19 protein-coding genes are annotated in these 17,505 nt (G+C 51.7%); 12 read left to right on the top strand and 7 right to left on the bottom strand.

Features of this window, described 5'->3' with window-relative positions:
• Nucleotides 1-242: 242 nt before the first annotated feature.
• The 7 genes from AC1W8Y_RS12495 (at nt 243) to AC1W8Y_RS12465 (ending at nt 7,318) form a co-directional block, all read left to right on the top strand.
• On the top strand, nt 243-1,337 hold the full coding sequence (locus AC1W8Y_RS12495; protein ID WP_482014816.1) for an ABC transporter ATP-binding protein: 1,095 nt from the start codon (nt 243-245) through the stop codon (nt 1,335-1,337).
• Nucleotide 1,338: 1 nt separating this feature from the next.
• Nucleotides 1,339-2,445: an ABC transporter ATP-binding protein gene (locus tag AC1W8Y_RS12490; RefSeq protein ID WP_482014864.1), complete on the top strand. Its 1,107-nt coding sequence runs from the start codon at nt 1,339-1,341 to the stop codon at nt 2,443-2,445.
• Nucleotides 2,442-3,323, top strand: coding sequence for a carbohydrate ABC transporter permease (locus tag AC1W8Y_RS12485; protein ID WP_482014815.1), 882 nt, complete (start codon nt 2,442-2,444; stop codon nt 3,321-3,323). The genes AC1W8Y_RS12490 and AC1W8Y_RS12485 overlap by 4 nt, the downstream gene beginning before the upstream one ends.
• Nucleotides 3,316-4,164, top strand: a complete 849-nt coding sequence (locus tag AC1W8Y_RS12480; RefSeq protein ID WP_482014814.1) for a carbohydrate ABC transporter permease — start codon at nt 3,316-3,318, stop codon at nt 4,162-4,164. The genes AC1W8Y_RS12485 and AC1W8Y_RS12480 overlap by 8 nt, the downstream gene beginning before the upstream one ends.
• Before the next feature lie 10 nt (nt 4,165-4,174).
• On the top strand, nt 4,175-4,483 hold the full coding sequence (locus AC1W8Y_RS12475; protein WP_482014813.1) for a DUF2160 domain-containing protein: 309 nt from the start codon (nt 4,175-4,177) through the stop codon (nt 4,481-4,483).
• A 92-nt stretch (nt 4,484-4,575) separates the two neighbouring features.
• On the top strand, nt 4,576-6,306 hold the full coding sequence (locus tag AC1W8Y_RS12470) for an ABC transporter substrate-binding protein (protein ID WP_482014812.1): 1,731 nt from the start codon (nt 4,576-4,578) through the stop codon (nt 6,304-6,306).
• Between the two features lie 127 nt (nt 6,307-6,433).
• Nucleotides 6,434-7,318 (top strand): transglycosylase SLT domain-containing protein, encoded by an 885-nt coding sequence (locus tag AC1W8Y_RS12465; protein WP_482014811.1) that lies wholly within the window; start codon nt 6,434-6,436, stop codon nt 7,316-7,318.
• Here the strand turns inward: AC1W8Y_RS12465 and AC1W8Y_RS12460 are convergent.
• The 3 genes from AC1W8Y_RS12460 to AC1W8Y_RS12450 all read right to left on the bottom strand — a co-directional run bounded on the left by AC1W8Y_RS12460 (nt 7,301) and on the right by AC1W8Y_RS12450 (nt 9,222).
• Entirely contained in the window at nt 7,301-7,648 is a 348-nt protein-coding gene (locus tag AC1W8Y_RS12460) for an FKBP-type peptidyl-prolyl cis-trans isomerase (protein WP_482014810.1), read from the bottom strand. The two genes, AC1W8Y_RS12465 and AC1W8Y_RS12460, sit on opposite strands and share 18 nt — an antisense overlap.
• Nucleotides 7,649-7,735: 87 nt before the next feature.
• Complete coding sequence (locus AC1W8Y_RS12455) at nt 7,736-8,599, bottom strand: alpha/beta fold hydrolase (protein WP_482014809.1); 864 nt, start codon at nt 8,597-8,599, stop codon at nt 7,736-7,738.
• 11 nt (nt 8,600-8,610) lie between these two features.
• Complete coding sequence (locus AC1W8Y_RS12450; RefSeq protein WP_482014808.1) at nt 8,611-9,222, bottom strand: glutathione S-transferase family protein; 612 nt, start codon at nt 9,220-9,222, stop codon at nt 8,611-8,613.
• A 110-nt stretch (nt 9,223-9,332) separates the two neighbouring features.
• Between AC1W8Y_RS12450 and AC1W8Y_RS12445 the strand changes: the two genes are divergently transcribed.
• Nucleotides 9,333-9,677 carry a protein tyrosine phosphatase family protein gene (locus AC1W8Y_RS12445; protein WP_482014807.1) on the top strand — a complete coding sequence of 115 codons (345 nt, stop codon included), beginning with the start codon at nt 9,333-9,335 and terminating at the stop codon, nt 9,675-9,677.
• A 6-nt stretch (nt 9,678-9,683) separates the two neighbouring features.
• On the opposite strand, the gene AC1W8Y_RS12440 is transcribed toward AC1W8Y_RS12445, so the two are convergent.
• Complete coding sequence (locus tag AC1W8Y_RS12440) at nt 9,684-10,091, bottom strand: M48 family metallopeptidase (RefSeq protein ID WP_482014806.1); 408 nt, start codon at nt 10,089-10,091, stop codon at nt 9,684-9,686.
• Nucleotides 10,085-10,327, bottom strand: a complete 243-nt coding sequence (locus AC1W8Y_RS12435; protein WP_482014805.1) for a hypothetical protein — start codon at nt 10,325-10,327, stop codon at nt 10,085-10,087. The genes AC1W8Y_RS12440 and AC1W8Y_RS12435 overlap by 7 nt, the downstream gene beginning before the upstream one ends.
• Before the next feature lie 321 nt (nt 10,328-10,648).
• Here AC1W8Y_RS12435 and AC1W8Y_RS12430 point away from each other — a divergent pair, with 321 nt between their 5' ends.
• Nucleotides 10,649-13,078 carry a tetratricopeptide repeat protein gene (locus AC1W8Y_RS12430; RefSeq protein WP_482014804.1) on the top strand — a complete coding sequence of 810 codons (2,430 nt, stop codon included), beginning with the start codon at nt 10,649-10,651 and terminating at the stop codon, nt 13,076-13,078.
• A 23-nt stretch (nt 13,079-13,101) separates the two neighbouring features.
• Here AC1W8Y_RS12430 and AC1W8Y_RS12425 read toward each other — a convergent pair whose 3' ends face one another.
• Nucleotides 13,102-13,560, bottom strand: coding sequence for an Lrp/AsnC family transcriptional regulator (locus AC1W8Y_RS12425; RefSeq protein ID WP_482014863.1), 459 nt, complete (start codon nt 13,558-13,560; stop codon nt 13,102-13,104).
• 111 nt (nt 13,561-13,671) lie between these two features.
• Here AC1W8Y_RS12425 and AC1W8Y_RS12420 point away from each other — a divergent pair, with 111 nt between their 5' ends.
• The 3 genes from AC1W8Y_RS12420 to AC1W8Y_RS12410 all read left to right on the top strand — a co-directional run bounded on the left by AC1W8Y_RS12420 (nt 13,672) and on the right by AC1W8Y_RS12410 (nt 16,138).
• Nucleotides 13,672-14,292: a cysteine dioxygenase family protein gene (locus AC1W8Y_RS12420; RefSeq protein WP_482014803.1), complete on the top strand. Its 621-nt coding sequence runs from the start codon at nt 13,672-13,674 to the stop codon at nt 14,290-14,292.
• A 120-nt stretch (nt 14,293-14,412) separates the two neighbouring features.
• On the top strand, nt 14,413-14,916 hold the full coding sequence (locus AC1W8Y_RS12415) for a redoxin family protein (RefSeq protein WP_482014802.1): 504 nt from the start codon (nt 14,413-14,415) through the stop codon (nt 14,914-14,916).
• A gap of 88 nt (nt 14,917-15,004) precedes the next feature.
• Nucleotides 15,005-16,138 (top strand): MFS transporter, encoded by a 1,134-nt coding sequence (locus tag AC1W8Y_RS12410; RefSeq protein ID WP_482014801.1) that lies wholly within the window; start codon nt 15,005-15,007, stop codon nt 16,136-16,138.
• On the opposite strand, the gene AC1W8Y_RS12405 is transcribed toward AC1W8Y_RS12410, so the two are convergent.
• Nucleotides 16,122-17,504: an FAD-dependent oxidoreductase gene (locus tag AC1W8Y_RS12405; protein WP_482014800.1), complete on the bottom strand. Its 1,383-nt coding sequence runs from the start codon at nt 17,502-17,504 to the stop codon at nt 16,122-16,124. The two genes, AC1W8Y_RS12410 and AC1W8Y_RS12405, sit on opposite strands and share 17 nt — an antisense overlap.
• Between the last annotated feature and the right edge of the window lies 1 nt (nt 17,505).

The following is a 17,505-nucleotide window of genomic DNA, read 5'->3' as shown; positions in this document are numbered from 1 at the left end:
GATATTGAGACGGTCTGCTGGACGTTAACGTTAACTGAAAAAGTACATAAAAGAACTCAAACGCGGGTTTTCACTCATAACGCTTCAGCGTTGACGGGCGTATAACTAAATTTGATCAAGAAAGAACGCAAGTGGTCAGATTCGAACAGTGCGTGCTATTTTAGTGCACGCGTCTGCTTGAATTGAGCAAACCGTTGGTGCTTTACCTTACAAGCAGTGAGCGACTGAGGAGTGGGCGAGCAATGCGCCTGAAGTTACAAGAAATAGAAAAGCGGGTTGGGGCAGAGCAGTTTTTATACCCGATGAGCATCGATTTGCAGCCCAATACGGTCAACGTGTTGCTGGGGGCGACTCTGGCTGGGAAAACCACCCTCATGAGAGTCATGGCGGGGCTTGAGCCACCGACCGCGGGGCAGCTTTTTGTCGACGAGAAGAACGTCACCGGGTTGACCGTTCGCAACCGCGACGTTGCCATGGTCTATCAACAGTTCATCAACTATCCGTCCATGACAGTGTTTGACAATATTGCCTCACCGTTACGATTGCGTCATGAGAAAAATATTGACGCACAAGTCAAGGCGCTTGCATCAAAATTACACATCGACGCGTTTCTGAAACGGCTGCCAGCTGAATTATCCGGTGGGCAACAACAGCGTGTCGCCCTCGCGCGGGCGCTAGCCAAACGAGCCCCCTTGATTTTGCTTGACGAGCCTTTGGTCAACCTTGACTACAAGCTAAGAGAGGAGCTGCGGGACGAATTGACGCAGATCTTTGCGCATGGTGAGTCCACGGTTGTCTACGCGACGACTGAGCCCAGTGAAGCGCTGCTGCTAGGCGGCTACACCGCCGTCATGAAGGCAGGTCAGCTATTGCAGTACGGTTCGACCCCTCAGGTCTTTCATCAGCCTGCCTCGCTCAGTGTTGCAAAGGCGTTCAGTGATCCGCCCATCAACTTAATCGCGGCACAAGTCTCTTCAGACGGACGACAGGTCAGCGTTGGTCAAGCTTGGGGATTGGATGTCACTCAGCCTCTCACGATCGGCGCATCGGTCACCATCGGATTGCGGGCTAACGCCTTGCGGGTTCTGCCCAGAGCAGGAGATTTATCCTTAAACGGGATCGTCGAATTAGCCGAAATTTCAGGTTCGGATACGTTTTTGCACGTTCGCACCGAGTGGGGCAACTTGGTTGCTCAATTAACGGGTGTGCATTATTTTGAACTCGGTTCGCGCGTGACACTGCACTTGAGCGCCCGTGATGCTTACTTGTTTGATGAGCAGGGGGCACTGATGATAGCGCCGCATGGCACGTCACTTTCGTTCGGATTGGCAGGATGACATGGCGCAAATAGATCTCGACCTTGCTCATGCCTATCGGCCGAATCCTCAGGTGGATGCGGATTACGCGCTTTTACCGCTCAAAATGACGTTTCGTGATGGTGGTGCTTACGCCTTGTTAGGGCCATCTGGTTGCGGCAAGACGACCATGCTGAATATTATTTCTGGGCTGGTTCGCCCCTCTCAAGGGAGTCTGCGGTTTGACGGGCAAGAGGTCACCTTGTTGACACCTCAACAAAGAAATATCGCGCAGGTGTTTCAGTTTCCGGTGATTTACGACACCATGACGGTGGCAGAGAATCTGGCGTTCCCGCTTAGAAATCGAGGCGTTGAAGATAGCCATATCGCCAAACGCGTCGGCCAAGTCGCCGAGATGCTCGAAATCAGCCATCAGTTGAACCAGCGTGCGGCTGGCTTGTCTGCAGATGCTAAGCAGAAGATATCGCTTGGGCGGGGTCTGGTGCGCGAAGACGTGTCGGCGGTTTTGTTCGACGAGCCGTTGACGGTGATTGATCCCCACCTTAAATGGCAACTGAGACGCAAACTCAAGCAAATTCATCATGAGCTGAAATTGACCCTGATCTATGTGACTCATGATCAGATTGAAGCGCTCACCTTTGCCGAGGAAATCGTCGTGATGACGAGAGGGCGAGCCGTTCAAACGGGTTCAGCAGCTGAGTTGTTCGAGCGTCCCCAGCATACCTTTGTCGGTAATTTTATTGGCTCACCTGGCATGAACTTTCTGCCTGGTCGCTGCGTGGACGCTCACCTTTTGATTGGTGATCACGCCTTTGATATCCCTGAGCAAGCGCGGCAGGCCCAATTGCCTGCGATCGGCGACTTTGTGATTGGCGTGCGGCCTGAATATGTTGGTTTGGCGATTGACAGTCAAACGGATGCAATGCCTGGACGAGTCGAGAGGGTGCAAGATGTCGGTACACACTGGATCGTCACTGCAACGATTGACACCGGTGCTGCGCTTGGGCCCAGCACGATCAGAGCGCGATTAGCGGCTGAAACCGCCATGCCTGCTCGTGGCGACATCGCTTGGTTTCGCCTCATCAATCCGCACACGCGCTTCTACAAGAATGAGGAGATGATCGCATGAAGCCAGTCAACCAGAAAGCGTGGTTTCTGATTTTGCCGGTCCTGGTGTGTGTCGCTTTCTCGGCAATTTTGCCGCTGATGACCGTCGTCAATTATTCTGTGCAAGATATCATTTCACCAGAGCGGCGTGTTTTCGTCGGCACTGAATGGTTCGCTTCAGTGATGCGAGATTCAGATTTGCATGAAGCCTTATGGCGCCAGCTGGTTTACTCCTTTTCGGTGCTCGCCATTGAAATCCCGATGGGTATTTTGCTGGCGCTTGCAATGCCCGCGACGACGTGGCGATCTTCGGCGGTGTTGGTGATCGTCGCCTTGTCTTTGCTGATCCCCTGGAATGTGGTCGGTACCATTTGGCAGATTTTTGGTCGCAGCGACATCGGCTTGCTGGGCGTCACCCTTGCTAAATTGGGAATCGAATACAACTATACCGGTGACCCACTGGATGCTTGGTTGACGGTGCTGGTCATGGATGTCTGGCACTGGACGCCTTTAGTCGCATTGCTTTGTTATGCGGGGCTGCGATCGATCCCCGACGCTTATTATCAAGCTGCTCAAATTGATGGTGCAAGCAAGTTCGCCGTGTTTCGCTATATTCAACTGCCCAAGATGCGTGGCGTCTTGATGATCGCGGTATTGTTGAGGTTTATGGACAGTTTCATGATTTACACCGAGCCGTTCGTGTTGACCGGTGGCGGGCCTGGCAATGCGACGACGTTTCTGAGCCAGTATTTAACGCAAAAAGCAGTAGGTCAGTTTGATTTGGGGCCAGCTGCCGCGTTTTCATTAATTTACTTTCTAATTATCTTGCTGCTGTGCTTCATTCTGTATAACTGGATGCAGCGCGTAGGGACGACGGATAAAGAGGGCGTACATGAATAATCGTAACCAAGTCGTGGTGAGCGATGCGGGTACTCGTCCTGGCTTTAAAAAACGAACGCTCTTTCTTATTGCGTATCTGGTGTTTGCCATCTTGCCCATCTATTGGATGATCAATATGTCATTCAAAACGAATGAAGAAATCGTGGCGAGTTTTTCTTTTTTTCCGCATGCTTTTACTTGGGAAAACTACAAAACCATTTTCACTGATGTGTCTTGGTACTCGGGTTATATCAACTCGCTGATTTACGTCGCGATCAATGTGGTGATCTCGTTGTCCGTTGCGTTGCCCGCGGCCTATGCGTTTTCGCGCTATCAGTTCATCGGTGATAAGCATGTGTTTTTTTGGTTGCTGACAAATCGAATGACCCCGGGGGCGGTATTTTTATTACCTTTTTTTCAGCTATACACCGCAGTTGGTTTGATGGATACGCATTTGGGCGTGGCATTGGCACACTTGGTCTTCAATGTTCCGTTAGCTGTCTGGATTCTTGAAGGGTTCATGAGCGGTATCCCTCGAGAGATTGACGAAACCGCCTATATCGATGGCTACAGCTTTCCAAGGTTTTTTCTGACTATCTTTGTGCCTCTCATCAAAGCGGGGATAGGGGTGGCCGCGTTTTTCTGCTTCATGTTTAGTTGGGTCGAGTTGTTACTCGCGCGGACTTTGACGAGTGTGAATGCCAAACCCATTGTCGCAACCATGACGCGGACTGTGTCTGCGGCTGGGATGGATTGGGCGACGCTCGCAGCGGCAGGGGTGCTCACCATCGTGCCCGGTGCGATCGTGATCTGGTTTGTTAGACACTACATCGCAAAAGGCTTTGCGATGGGTCGAGTGTAAGGGGACCAACATGTTTGAGTGGATGGCGTGGACGACTCCGATTGCTGTTTTTTTTGTTTGTATCGTTTTGATGTTGGTCGGTTTGACTGTCTGGGAAATCAAATCACCCACGCTCATGCGTAAGGGCTTTCTACCGATTGCGACGACGCGAGGCGACCGGGTGTTTATCGGTCTGCTGGCCGCAGCGTATGTCAACTTGGCCTTTGTCGGGATATCCGGTCAATTGGGGCAATGGTTGAGTCTTGAGCAAGAACCCAGCATCTGGATTAGCTTCGTGCTGTCCATGCTGCTTGTGGTCGTTATATTACGGAAGGGCTAGGCAACGGCATTTTTTTAACTGATTGAGCGCTGCGTTTCCCGAAGGGGCTCAATAGTATTTTCACAACCGGGAAGAATGGTAAGGAGACGATGATGAAACTGCGATACAAAGCGCTGGCTTTTGCGACAGTGTGTGCAATGGCTGGCATCACCCATGCAGGGGCTCCCGAGGCTCAAAAGTGGATTGATGCTGAATTCCAACCGTCGACGCTGACAAAAGAGCAGCAGATGGGAGAAATGCAATGGTTTATCGATGCAGCGGCAAAGTTAAAAGCCAAGGGTGTGACAGAGGTCTCGGTGGTATCTGAAACGCTCACCACGCATGAATACGAATCGAAGGTACTTGCAAAAGCCTTTGAAGAGATCACCGGTATCAAAGTCAAACATGATTTGATTCAAGAGGGCGATGTGGTTGAAAAACTGCAAACCTCGATGCAGTCAGGTAAGTCGATTTACGACGGCTGGATTTCTGACTCGGATCTGATTGGTACTCACTACCGTTACGGCAAGATTCTTTCGTTGACCGATTATATGGCCGGCGCCGGTAAAGACTTCACCAATCCCGGTCTCGACTTGAAAGACTTTATCGGTACCAGCTTCACCACTGCGCCTGACGGCAAGATGTATCAATTACCTGATCAGCAATTTGCCAATTTGTATTGGTTCCGTGCTGATTTGTTTGCACGCAAAGATTTGCAAGATAAGTTTAAAGCGAAGTATGGCTATGAACTTGGGGTGCCTAAAAATTGGAGCGCGTACGAGGATATCGCCGCCTTCTTCTCTAACGATGTGAAAACCATCGATGGCAAACCAATTTATGGGCACATGGATTACGGCAAGAAGGATCCTTCGCTCGGCTGGCGCTTTACTGATGCTTGGTTATCAATGGCTGGCGAAGCCGACAAGGGTATTCCTAACGGCATGCCTGTCGATGAATGGGGTATTCGTGTCGCCGACGACAAGTGCACGCCCGTCGGTGCGTCGGTGTCAAGAGGTGGTGGAACCAACTCGCCCGCTGCGGTCTATGCCTTGGCCAAGTACGTCGAATGGATGAAGAAGTTTGCGCCGAAAGAGGCGACAGGCATGACCTTTGGTGAAGCTGGCCCTGTCCCTGCGCAAGGGCAGATCGCTCAGCAGATCTTCTGGTACACCGCCTTCACCGCTGATATGACCAAAGCTGGTTTGCCCGTGGTCAATGCTGACGGCAGTCCTAAGTGGCGTATGGCACCTGGCCCACATGGCCCCTACTGGAAAGAAGGGATGCAAAATGGCTATCAGGACGTTGGCTCGTGGACATTCTTTAAAGATCACGATGCAAATAAAGTGGCGGCTGCTTGGTTATATGCGCAGTTCATTACAGCCAAGACGACCTCGCTTAAAAAATCCATCACGGGTCTGACGTTTGTTCGCGACAGCGACATTCGGAGCGAGTTCTTCACTCAGAATGCCAATAAGTACGGTGGTCTTATCGAGTTCTATCGCAGCCCAGCGCGGGTTGCATGGACACCGACGGGCACCAACGTCCCTGACTATCCGAAGTTGGCTCAACTCTGGTGGAAAAACGTCGCGCTTGCGGTCACCGGCGAAAAGACACCTCAGGCTGCCATGGATAATCTGGCAGAAGAAATGGACCAGGTCATGGCACGTCTGGAGCGCGCGGGGATGGCTGTTTGCGCGCCCAAGTTGAATCCCAAGAGCGATCCAAGCAAGTGGCTGAGCGATCAACACGCCCCTTGGAAAAAATTAGCTAACGAGAAACCCCAAGGGGAGACTGTGGCTTACGACAAGCTCTTGCAAGCATGGAAAGAAGGTCGCGTGCAGTAATCTGAGCTTTCGTTGATCTGGGCAAAAAGGAACCCTCGGGTTCCTTTTTGTTGATGGGCATGACAGGCGGGGCGATGGCTGAAATAATGCAATAAACTGATCTCGTTAAATCATAATTTCAAGACAGATGAAGACAATACTTATCGCGATACTTCTGACGCTGGTGATGGGCACGGGCATTGCAGCTGAGCGCAAAACCAGTCACAAAGAGGCTTCGCCACGTCTCGAGTTAAGGACCTACGCGCAGATGCTGTCTGTCGGTGAGATCCGTATTGCGGTGCCGGATGACGCAAGTCTCTACTATCCGGTGGATGGTCGTTATGGAGGCTTTGCGCCAGAAATCGCCCATGCGCTTGAAATATGGATTAACCAGAAGTTTGTGTTCCGAAAAAAGCAAAAAGTCCTTCGTGTCGTGCTAGTGCGAAGTGGTCGAGATGAGCTATACCGCAAACTTAGAACCGGTGAAGCAGACCTCGTGTTCGCCAACTTGGGTGGGATTGCGGACACGAATCAGTTCAAAGGATTGCGTGTTCAGCCCTCTTGGAAACCGCCCCATGAGGTGTTAGTGAGCGGTCGTCAAGTGATCGACTTGACTCGCGCTGATGATTTGTCGGGGCAAACGATCCTCACGGGCCGACCCACCAATATTGAAAAATCTCTCGAAAGCATCAATGCTGCCCTAAAGTCAGAGGGTAAACCTTCGATCGAGATCAAGAGGGTTTCGTCGCTTAGCATGGCTGCAGATGAAGAGCTACTGAAAATGCTCGATAGTGGTTCAGCTTCTTTCGCCATCGTGAGCGAATGGAAAGCCAGCCTCTGGCAATCGGTCTATCGCAATATTCAGATTCGCTCAACGCTGTCGGCCCCAGATCCTGATTGGCTTGGTTGGGCTGCGCGTCGAAACGCTGCAGATTTGCTGAAAGATATTGCCACTTTCGAGACGAGTGGTTACGACGCGATGGCCAAGCAAGGCTTTCGGCTGTCTCATCAAAAATTAGTTAACAGCAAGTAGCTCGACATCAAAGACCAAGGTCGCATTGGGTGGGATGACACCGCCTGCGCCTTGCGCGCCATAGCCCATGTCTGACGGGATAATCAGCGTGCGTTTGCCGCCCACTTTCATCCCGGCGACCCCTTCATCCCAACCTCTGATCACGTGCCCGGCCCCTAAAGGGAAACCAAACGCTTGACCGCGATCGACTGAGCTGTCGAATTTGTTGCCTTTGTGATCAGTTGCCGTGTCGCTAAACAGCCAGCCGGTGTAATGCACGCTGACGTGTTGACCAGCTGCTGCTTCTTGGCCTGTCCCAAGGGTGGTGTCGATTTTTTGAAGTGTATTCACAGTTTGAAAGCTCCGGATAATTGTCTTCGGTGCGAAAGTGTAACTCGCCGCTGATGCCGACCTGGTCTGCCGACCCCATGACATCGCTTAATGTGGTGTGGCTCGTGGATCCCGATCAACCCAAGTACCCGCTTCGACGTGGGCAATGAAATCAGCGAGAAACAGGTTGAACCAGCTGGGTTCTTCGAGGTTGAGCGTATGACCCGTTTTAGGCAGCATCAGCAAGCCACACGCGGGGAGCATCTTCTTCAGAAAGATACCTGGTTGGATACACGGATCATCTTCATCCCCATTGATCACTAACGTGGGGACTTTCATGACCTTCAGTTGCTCTTCAAAGTCATAGATCGAGGGGCGTGATGACTGCACGCCGAGCATGGTGTTGGCTGAACCAAGACTGTCATGTTCCCCCAAGCGGGTCATGAACTCGTGCCAGCCTCGGGGATCCTTGTTTTGCAACTGGACGCGCGTGGGACTGAGTGCGTAACCAGGGGCAACGGCTTTCGCACCTTCGGTCAGAAAGCGCTTGGCAGTCTCACGCGCTTGGCCGCGAAAGAACTCTTGCGTGGATTTTTCTGCCGCAAAACCAGCGCCCGCCACACAAAGGGAAAGCGCACGCTCTGGGAACATCATGCCAAAATGAATCGTGGCAAATCCGCCCATCGATAGACCGACAATGTGGGCTTTCTCGATACCCGCCGCGTCCAGCACAGCAACGGCGTCTTTGACAGCCTGCTCTTGCGAATATGAATTGGCGTCAGGCGGCACATCTGACGGGAGATAACCGCGCGCCGAGTAAGTGATGCAGCGGTGACGGCGTGAAAAATAGCGCATCTGAGGCTCCCACGCGCGCCAGTCCCCGGCGAATTCGTGAACAAATAAGATCGGTGTGCCGTTGCCTGCTTCTTCGTAATACAGTTCGAAGTGATCAGTGGTGATGGCTTTGCTCATGTTGGGTCTCCTTACACTTCTGGTTGACAGTTGATGAAAGCAGGCAGGGCCTCGCAGGCGTTTGAGTAGGCGGCCAGTGCGGGAAATTGCTCGGCCAGCGCCACTTTGGGCGTGACACGCACCAGAAAGCGCCAACCGACCCCCGTGGTGATCCCCGCGACGGTTGCCTGTTCGCCACCTGGCATCTCACCGCTCATGACGATTTTTTCAAGCATGCTCAAGCCAGCCATGATTTGCTCGGATAAGCCATCCACAAACGGTTGGTGCACTTTTTCAGGTGGCCGCTTCATCGGCTCGTACACATACTGAACCGCCTTGTCCAACACGTTGGTCATGATGGCGCTTTGTTGCAATACCTGCCGTCTGGCAGCACCGCCGGTTGGCAGGATCTTTTGTCCCGGCGTCATCTCACACAGCGAATCCAAAATAGCGCTGCTGTCCACCAGTATCTCGCCACTATCGAGTAGAAGCGTTGGTACTTTGACCATGGGGTTATATGACTTGATCGTCTCGCCTTCTGTGAAAGTCGACAGCGAGCGGTGTTCGAAGGGTATCCCCATGAAGTTCAGAGAGACGCCCACCCGGCGCACGAAAGGTGATGCATAGCGACCAATCAAAATCATATTTGCCTCTGGCTTTTGTCAGTTATTGGGAATTCGTAATAACATCAGGGTTTTGCAGTGGTGACAAGAGATTACTGCAATCCATGTGACATCACCCTCGGAGACGACTTGTGGCTACGCCTATTAACGCTTTGACCCCGGATTTTGCAGTCGCCCCGCAATTGGCCCCAACGGATATGGCGGCCGTTGCGGCTGCTGGTTTTAAAAGCGTGATTATTAATCGCCCGGATCATGAAGGTGGGCCAGATCAGCCGACTGCTGCCGCAGTATCGACAGCAGCGCTTGAAGCGGGTCTGCAAGTGGTATATCAGCCCGTGATCAGTGGCGGGATGACGCGTGATGACGTCACCCGGTTTGCCGAGTTGTTAGAGACCTTGCCTGCCCCGGTACTTGCCTATTGCCGCACAGGGACACGTTGCACCAATCTATATCACGCGGCGCTCAGTATCAAGTAAGCGTACTTAGTCGACCAGACGGGTCTCTTTAATGGCGCCGACCCGTCTCGTTAAGCGTGGATGCGTTCTGAATATCTCTGAAAAGAAACCTGATATCGCGGGGACGAGGTCTTCTTGCTGTTCGAAAGCAAAGAGATTCATCTTGCCATTCAGTCGTTGACAGCCGCAGCCGAGCATTTGCAGCGCGGAACAAGACGTTTGCACATCGCGTGACAGTTGATAGCCAATTTTGTCACAGGTGTATTCGCGTTGCCGAGAATAAGCCTTATACAAAAACGGAATAATCATCGCTGGTAATCTCAACCAAAACCCGATGGAGTTGCAATGCCCTGCGGCGTGATGGCCTAATTCGTGCCCGATTACGAACCTGACCTGCTCATCGGTGGTCGCGTCCACGAGCGATGAGGTTAGCATGAGGTAGCGACGGCCAAAAACGTATCCGGCACTTTTTTCATTTCAAGCTTTTCGGCCCCTTCAACGACCATGGCATGAAGCTCAGGAAACTGATTTGCTGACAGCAGAATCATGTTGCCCATGGCATGCGCTCTGAAAAGCAGCGCCGAGATGAACAGGAACAACACAAACGCTACAAAATAGACGCCAAATATAACGTAGGTGTGATCTTGCCCGTTGCTGGCATGCTTGAGCATATCCAGTCCGCTAAATGGCAGGATTAACCAGAAGAGTCCACCCAAGATGGACAAAATAAGACCATAGATAGACTCTTGACCCGAATCGTCGCTGCTGCGTTTATCAACCGTCGCTCGTTGATCTTAGCGCTCTTACTTTACACGCGCAGGTCAGTTAACAATATTTAATGATTGTGCCTTGATGCCGCCTGTTAAGTGTTAGCGTCGAATAGTCAACACGCGAGGCTGGCAAGTTCGAATGCTGAGAGGCGCCGATAAGCGCATTGGGGTTACTATCGATTGGGGCTTTTGTCTTCTCGCCAAAGTTCAAGCTTAAATTTGATGATGAATTCAACAAACAATTTTCAATTCGCACGCTCTGCCAAGGCGGACAAAGTAGCTCCAACGCAACAAGAAATAAATCATTTGGTTTCTTGTTACCAATTGGGAAAATGGGCAGAAGCCGAGCAGTTGGCGGGCAAGTTAACAAAAATCTACCCAAGCCATCCGTTTTCTTGGAAGGTACTCGGCGCGATATTGAAGATGACGGGAAAGGCGCAGGAAGCGCTTGCGCCTATGATTCACTCTGTGCGACTAAGCCCCCTCGACGCAGAGGTGCATAATAATTTAGGTGCAGTACTGAATGATCTTGGACGATCAAAAGACGCTGAAGTCAGTTGCAGGAAAGCGATCGCACTGAGCCCGGCGTATCCTGCGGCACATAACAACCTGGGCGTTGCTCTCAGCAGACTTGGACGTTTGGCGGATGCTGAAGCCAGTTGTCGGCAAGCAATTCTGCTGAGTCCGAATTATGCCGAAGCATTTGGTAATTTGGCGAATACGCTAAGCGCACTTGGCCGCCTGGCAGAAGCCGAGGAGAACTATCGAACTGCGCTGAAGATCACCCCAACCGTGGCCGAGCTGCATCACAATCTGGGAATTACCCTTGGCCAGCTTGGCCGACCAACACAAGCTCAAGTCTGTTTCCGTGAAGCAATCAGGCTAAAGTCGGATTACGCAGAGGCATACTTTAATCTTGGCGATTCGATCAAAACCAAAGACACAAACGAGGCGGTAGCGTGTTATCAAGAAGCGATTAAGCTAAAACCCAACTTCCCCGAAGCTCATAATAATCTTGGTGTTCTGCTCAAAAACCTAGGCCAATTAAGTGAAGCAGAAGTATGTCAAAGACGCGCCATCAAACTTAACCCTGATTTCGTTGATGCACACAACAATCTGGGTGTTGTTTTAAGCGAGTTAAGGCGATCCGCAGAGGCAGAATTAAGCCTCAGGCGCGCTATACAACTTCAACCGAATTTTGCTCACGCACATAACAATCTCGGCAATGTTCTTAATAAGCTCGGACGTCTCACCGAGGCTGAGGCCAGTCATCGCCAAGCCGTCCATATCGATCGGCACTATGCGCAAGGGCATAACAATTTAGGCAACACGCTTAAAGAGCTTGGCCGATTGGCTGAAGCGGAAACCTGTTACAGACAAGCTATTTTGCTGAAGCCCGACTACGTTAACGCTCACAGTAACCTGTTGTTCTGTCAAAATTATTCAGCATCTCAATGGACGGAAACAGCACTCATTGATGCAAAAAAATATGGGGATCTCGTTTCAGCAAACGCAGTACCGAAATTTACGACGTGGCACATTCGCCCATCGTCTTCGAAGCTTCGTGTCGGGTTTGTCTCTGGGGATTTGCGTACTCACTCGGTCGGTTTTTTTGTTGAAGGATTGATTCAGTACCTCGACCGAAGTCGATTTGAGTTGTTCGCGTTCCCAACCACACGCAAGGATGACGAGTTAACAAATCGTCTTAGGTCAAATTTCGGTGAATGGACACCCATTGACCGCATGACCGATTTTGAAGCGGCGACGCTGATCCATGAAAAGAAGATTGATATATTGATCGATCTGTCTGGACATAGCGCCTACAACAGACTGACTGTCTTCGCCTATAAGCCAGCACCGGTTCAAATTTCTTGGTTAGGTTACTTCGCTACGACTGGGTTACCAGAAATGGATTACTTCTTAGGCGATCCACATATGAGCCCACACCATGAAGCTCATCACTTTACAGAGACAGTATGGCCTTTGGCTGAAACATGGTTATGCTTCACGCCACCTCCGCAAGAAGATTTCCCGATTGCTGAGTCGCCTGTGTCAAAGCACGGGTATGTCACTTTTGGTTGCTTTGGCAATCTGACGAAAGTGACAGATGCTGTTGTAAAAACGTGGGCGAGCATTCTACAAAATATCCCAAATTCGACGATGTTTCTCAAAGCTAAGCAGCTGTTGGACGCAGGGGTGGTTGCCAGCACAAAAGAGAGGTTTGCCAAGCACGGCGTGTCGCAAGACCGATTAATACTTGAAGGATCAAGCTCAAGAGACGAATATCTGCATTCTTACGGGCGAGTGGATATGATGCTCGACACGTTTCCTTACCCTGGCGGCACGGCCTCTGTTGAGGCACTCTGGATGTCCGTACCCGTGCTGACCTTACGGGGCAATAGGTTTTTATCGCATCTGGGAGAGTCTATTGCCAACAACGCAGAGCAACACGATTGGATTGCCTGTGATGTTGACGATTACATCAGCAAAGCCATTGCCTTTTCAGCCGACATCGCTGGACTTGCAAAGATTCGCTCGAGGTTGCGTGAGCAAGTGTTGAAGACTTCATTGTTTGACTCCAAACGATTTGCACATCATTTCGGCAACACAATGACTGCCATTATCAACTGCGCGCTCATACCCCTCGTGTGAGCATCGCCATCAACCACAAGATGTCAGACGTAATCGAGTGGGAGTGCGGTGGTGCATTTAATGGTTTCCATGGCAAAAGCCGAACTCACGTCCAACAAATCGACCGCACGAATCAGCCGCTTGTAGACGCTGTCGTAGCGGCTAATATCCGGCACGACAATCTTGAGCAAATAATCTGCATCGCCGCTAAGTCGATAAATTTCGACAATTTCAGGGATGCTGGTTGCCCCGTCGACAAAGCGTTTCATCCATTGGTCATTATGTTGACTTGTGCGGATGGTGACGAACGTCGTGAGCCCGAGGTTGAGTTTGCTGGCATTGCAAAGTGCGACCTGTTTTTCGATCACACCGTCTGTTTGCAATTTTTGGATACGACGCCAGCACGGTGTCGGGGTCAGGTTGACGGCAGTCGCAATCTCGGCAAGGGGCATGGCGGCGTTTTCTTGCAACAGACGCAAGATTTCACGATCTTTTTTGTCAATAGCCATTATTTTCTACAAAAATTAATATTATTAGAAATAAATTCTACTTTATTGCAAAATAAATGAAAATGGGCAAACAAATGCTCTAAGCTCCTCTTTAAGATGTAGGCTATGCACAGTCAACAAATTGCCTCTTCGTCAGTACACACCAAACCGCCAATCCCCCAGCATTTGCGGCCAGATGAGTCTTTGCTCGAGCAATGGGTGCCGGGGTGCACGCTTGCCCTTGAAGCCGCCTGTCATGAATCGGCTGAGTTGCTGCCATTCAAGATGCGTGACGCGTTACAGGGCGCACTCACGCCAACCTGCGAGCAAAGTCTGGTCTCGGTGCTGCTTGATTTGCCCAGAGCGGTACAACGCTACACCCGTCACGTTTTATACGCAGATCCAAAGGGTCGTTTTACAGTGATTGGCCTGGTCTGGGGACCACAGCAATTCAGTCCAGTGCATGCGCATTTCACTTGGTGTACTTATCGGGTGCTTAGCGGCGAGTTGACCGAGAGCCACTATGCTTGGGATTCGACAGCGAAGCAGGCAAAGTTAGTTAAAAGTGTGATTCGACAAGCGGGGCAAAGTGCTTGTGGCCACGCTGGTTTGGATTTTATTCATCGTTTGGGCAATGCCGCGGCCGACGATGCTCATCACACCGGTCCTGCAGTGTCTTTGCATGTATACGGCATTGACGGCGAGCGCAGCAGCAGTCATGTCAACCGCCTACTCGACGTTCAATAAGGCGTCGATAGCGGGTGCCATCCGTCACGCTATTTATTTCTGGCTAGCTTATGATGGCGTTTACTCGGGATTCAAGTTGAGACGGCCATCGTCGTCCGTGATATCCCCAGGAGACCGAACATGACGATTAAAGTTGGCGACCATCTGCCCGAAGCTACGTTGACTGAGTTTATCGAGACCGAAACCGCTGGTTGCACCTTGGGACCCAACGCGTTCAAAGTGTCTGAGCTGGTCAAAGGTAAAAAAGTGCTGATGTTTGCGCTGCCAGGTGCATACACACCGACCTGCTCAGCCAAACACGTGCCCTCGTATGTTGAGCATTTCGATGCGATCAAGGCAAAAGGGGTTGACGAGATCTGGTGCGTGTCCGTCAATGATGCGTTTGTCATGGGCGCGTGGGGTCGTGAACAACAGGCCACCGGTAAGGTTCGTATGATGGGCGACGGTTCAGCCGAGTTCACTAAAGCAATGGGCTTAGAGCTTGACCTCATTGCCCGTGGGATGGGGGTTCGTTCGCAACGCTACGCCGCCTACGTCGTCGACGGGGTTGTCAAGGTCTTGCACGTTGAGCAGGGCGGCGGCTACGCGGTGAGCGATGCAGCTTCAATGCTCGCAGCCATTTGATTTAATATTTGGTTGATCTTCGCCTGCTTGGGATTGTTCACCTGAGCGGGCGAAATTTTTTTGTACCTGCTGTTGATAATGAGATGCCATGATCGGCACGATGATGTCTTTTTCGTCTTTGTATTGTTCTACGTTTCTGATGCTGATGGGCACGGGATTGTTCAACACCTATATTGGCTTGAGTTTGTCGGCCCGCGCTGTCAGCGAAGTGTGGATCGGTGCACTGATATCCGCCTACTATCTGGGGTTGGTGTGCGGGGCGAGGTTGGGTCATTTGTTGATCGCCAAATTCGGTCACATTCGTACCTATGTCGCGATGGCGGCCGTCGTTGTGACGATGGTGTTGTTACAGACGCTCGTCGATTCAGTGCCCGTGTGGGTTGGCTTTCGGTTTGTGGTGGGCTTAGGTACTGTGGCGCAATACATGGTGCTCGAGAGCTGGCTCAATGAACAGACCGATAACAGTAAACGCGGTCGCGTCATGTCTCTGTATTTGGTGATGTCCAACTTGGGGACCGCATTAGGGCAGCTGTCGATTACTCTGTATCCCACGCAGGATATTCGGCCACTGACGTTCGTTGCGATTTGTCAGGTGCTTTGTATTCTTCCCATCGCGTTGACCAAGCGCTCGTCGCCTGCCCCTCAACCGTTGCGTCCCATGGACATCACGTATTTTTTTAAAAAAATACCGCGAGCAATGCTCATTCTGTTTATGTCCGGCAACATTGCCGCCTCTTTTTACGGCTTGGCTGCCGTCTATGGGGCAAAGCATGGCTTTTCAACCGAACAGACGGCCTTGTTCGTGTCAGCTACGGTTATTGCTGGCCTCGCCTCTCAATTACCGATGGGCGTCCTATCCGATAAGATCGGTCGCGCCAGGTTGCTTGGTTTTAATGGGCTGGTGCTTGCAGGCTTAACGTTTTTACTCTGGGGCTGGGTCGATTGGCCATTTACGGTCATGCTGTTAGTCACAATTGCCATTGGCTGCCTGCAATTTACGCTTTATCCGACGGCCTCTGGTTTTGCCAACGACTCGATTGACTCTGATCGGCGGATCGCTTTAGCGGGCGTCATTTATATGACCTATGGGGTTGGGGCGGGTATCGGCCCTTTACTGGCCGGGGCATTGATGCGTTGGGGCGGTGCCAGTATGCTTTACGTTTTCACTTCAGTGTGCGCGGGGATACTGGTGTTTGCAGCTCGTTTCAAGCGGTCGAACTAATCGTTTGCGCGGCGATATAGCCACCGGCAATCGCGCTCAATAAACCGTTGCCAGAAAGGTAACCCCAGACTGCATTGCCAGATACCCCTCGAGCAGCACCGCCGGCGGCTAACAGATTCGGAAAAGTACTCGCATCAGGTCGTTTCACGCGGCAGTTGGCATCAATATCCAACCCACCTTGGGTATGAAATAACGCCCCAGTCACCTTGATCGCATGATAAGGTGCCGTGAGACTACGATGAAAGTGTCGGCCTGTTTGCTCGTCGATGCCTTCGCGCACTGAAGCAAGCGTTTCGTTCAGTATCCCTTGATCGCAACCGATATGTTTGGCAAGCGCCGTGGCGTTCGCGAAGGTGCGCACTGCGCCTGCCGACTGCGCCTCTCTAAAGTCAGGAAAGTTTTCAGCAAACGCCAGCAGCGCTTGATCAAAGACGTTCCAAGCGACACCGTCTGGTTGTGCGAGGACTTGCACGGCAGCTTCTGAATAGCCAAGTGTCTCGTCGTGAAACCGCTTTCCGTTGGCATTGATCTGAACGCCACCTTCCATCATCACAGCCCAAGAAATCAAGGCGCCTTGCGGGATAGCCCAAGAACCGTGGCCCTGATAACCCCCCAGATCAGACAGTTGAGCGCCAAGTTGCTGGCCCCACAGAATGGCACTGCCATCGTTGCCGGTATGACCCGCGTAGGTTGCTTCTCGCATCTCAGGTAGCAATTGGCTAACGATTTCAGCATTGCCGCCGAATCCGTTACAAGCCAAGATAAGATGATCACAGGAAAGGTGATCGACGGTCCCGTCAGGTCGAACAAAGCTCACCCCTAACACCTTATCTTGCGCATCGACCCAAAGATCTGTTACCCGAGCGTCGTTGAGCACCATGATCTCTGCCGCATCGGTGGCTTGAAGCAAGCGCATCATTAACCCTGAGCCCGTCTTTTCAGGGACGGCGTGCATGCGATGGACGCGATGACCTGGATATAAGAAGCCTTCAAGAATATGCCAAGGGATGTTGTGATTGGTTGCCAATGAATCCATCGCAGGCCCAATGGCCCGCGTGTAAGCATGAACCAAGTCAGGGTTCGCCGTACCATGTGCTTTTGCTTGAATGTCTTGCGCAAACTGTTCGGGCGAGTCGGTTATCCCTTTCGCTGTTTGGGCAATGCTGCCAGCTGCTGGCACGAAACCAGACGACAGCGCAGTAGATCCGGTTGAAAGTGGATCGCGCTCAAGTACGACACAGGTGATCCCAAGATCCGCCAGAGTTAAGGCTGCGGTCAGACCGCAGGCACCACCGCCCACAATCGCCACGGGGATGTGTACCGAGGCGGCGTGAAACGTTTCGGTGCGATGGACGGTAGGGTTCATC

This window comes from Jezberella sp. (assembly GCF_964834465.1).
Note: the sequence above shows the minus strand (reverse complement) of the source record. Positions and strands in the feature narration are given on the sequence as shown.

What these genes read in the sequence shown, in the direction of transcription:
- AC1W8Y_RS12495 (WP_482014816.1), top strand. Translation starts at nt 243, where the DNA reads ATGCGCCTGAAGTTACAAGAAATAGAAAAGCGGGTTGGGGCAGAGCAG.
- AC1W8Y_RS12490 (WP_482014864.1), top strand. Translation starts at nt 1,339, where the DNA reads ATGGCGCAAATAGATCTCGACCTTGCTCATGCCTATCGGCCGAATCCT.
- AC1W8Y_RS12485 (WP_482014815.1), top strand. Translation starts at nt 2,442, where the DNA reads ATGAAGCCAGTCAACCAGAAAGCGTGGTTTCTGATTTTGCCGGTCCTG.
- AC1W8Y_RS12480 (WP_482014814.1), top strand. Translation starts at nt 3,316, where the DNA reads ATGAATAATCGTAACCAAGTCGTGGTGAGCGATGCGGGTACTCGTCCT.
- AC1W8Y_RS12475 (WP_482014813.1), top strand. Translation starts at nt 4,175, where the DNA reads ATGTTTGAGTGGATGGCGTGGACGACTCCGATTGCTGTTTTTTTTGTT.
- AC1W8Y_RS12470 (WP_482014812.1), top strand. Translation starts at nt 4,576, where the DNA reads ATGAAACTGCGATACAAAGCGCTGGCTTTTGCGACAGTGTGTGCAATG.
- AC1W8Y_RS12465 (WP_482014811.1), top strand. Translation starts at nt 6,434, where the DNA reads ATGAAGACAATACTTATCGCGATACTTCTGACGCTGGTGATGGGCACG.
- AC1W8Y_RS12455 (WP_482014809.1), bottom strand. Translation starts at nt 8,599, where the DNA reads ATGAGCAAAGCCATCACCACTGATCACTTCGAACTGTATTACGAAGAA.
- AC1W8Y_RS12450 (WP_482014808.1), bottom strand. Translation starts at nt 9,222, where the DNA reads ATGATTTTGATTGGTCGCTATGCATCACCTTTCGTGCGCCGGGTGGGC.
- AC1W8Y_RS12440 (WP_482014806.1), bottom strand. Translation starts at nt 10,091, where the DNA reads ATGCTAACCTCATCGCTCGTGGACGCGACCACCGATGAGCAGGTCAGG.
- AC1W8Y_RS12435 (WP_482014805.1), bottom strand. Translation starts at nt 10,327, where the DNA reads ATGCTCAAGCATGCCAGCAACGGGCAAGATCACACCTACGTTATATTT.
- AC1W8Y_RS12430 (WP_482014804.1), top strand. Translation starts at nt 10,649, where the DNA reads ATGATGAATTCAACAAACAATTTTCAATTCGCACGCTCTGCCAAGGCG.
- AC1W8Y_RS12420 (WP_482014803.1), top strand. Translation starts at nt 13,672, where the DNA reads ATGCACAGTCAACAAATTGCCTCTTCGTCAGTACACACCAAACCGCCA.
- AC1W8Y_RS12415 (WP_482014802.1), top strand. Translation starts at nt 14,413, where the DNA reads ATGACGATTAAAGTTGGCGACCATCTGCCCGAAGCTACGTTGACTGAG.
- AC1W8Y_RS12410 (WP_482014801.1), top strand. Translation starts at nt 15,005, where the DNA reads ATGATCGGCACGATGATGTCTTTTTCGTCTTTGTATTGTTCTACGTTT.
- AC1W8Y_RS12405 (WP_482014800.1), bottom strand. Translation starts at nt 17,504, where the DNA reads ATGAACCCTACCGTCCATCGCACCGAAACGTTTCACGCCGCCTCGGTA.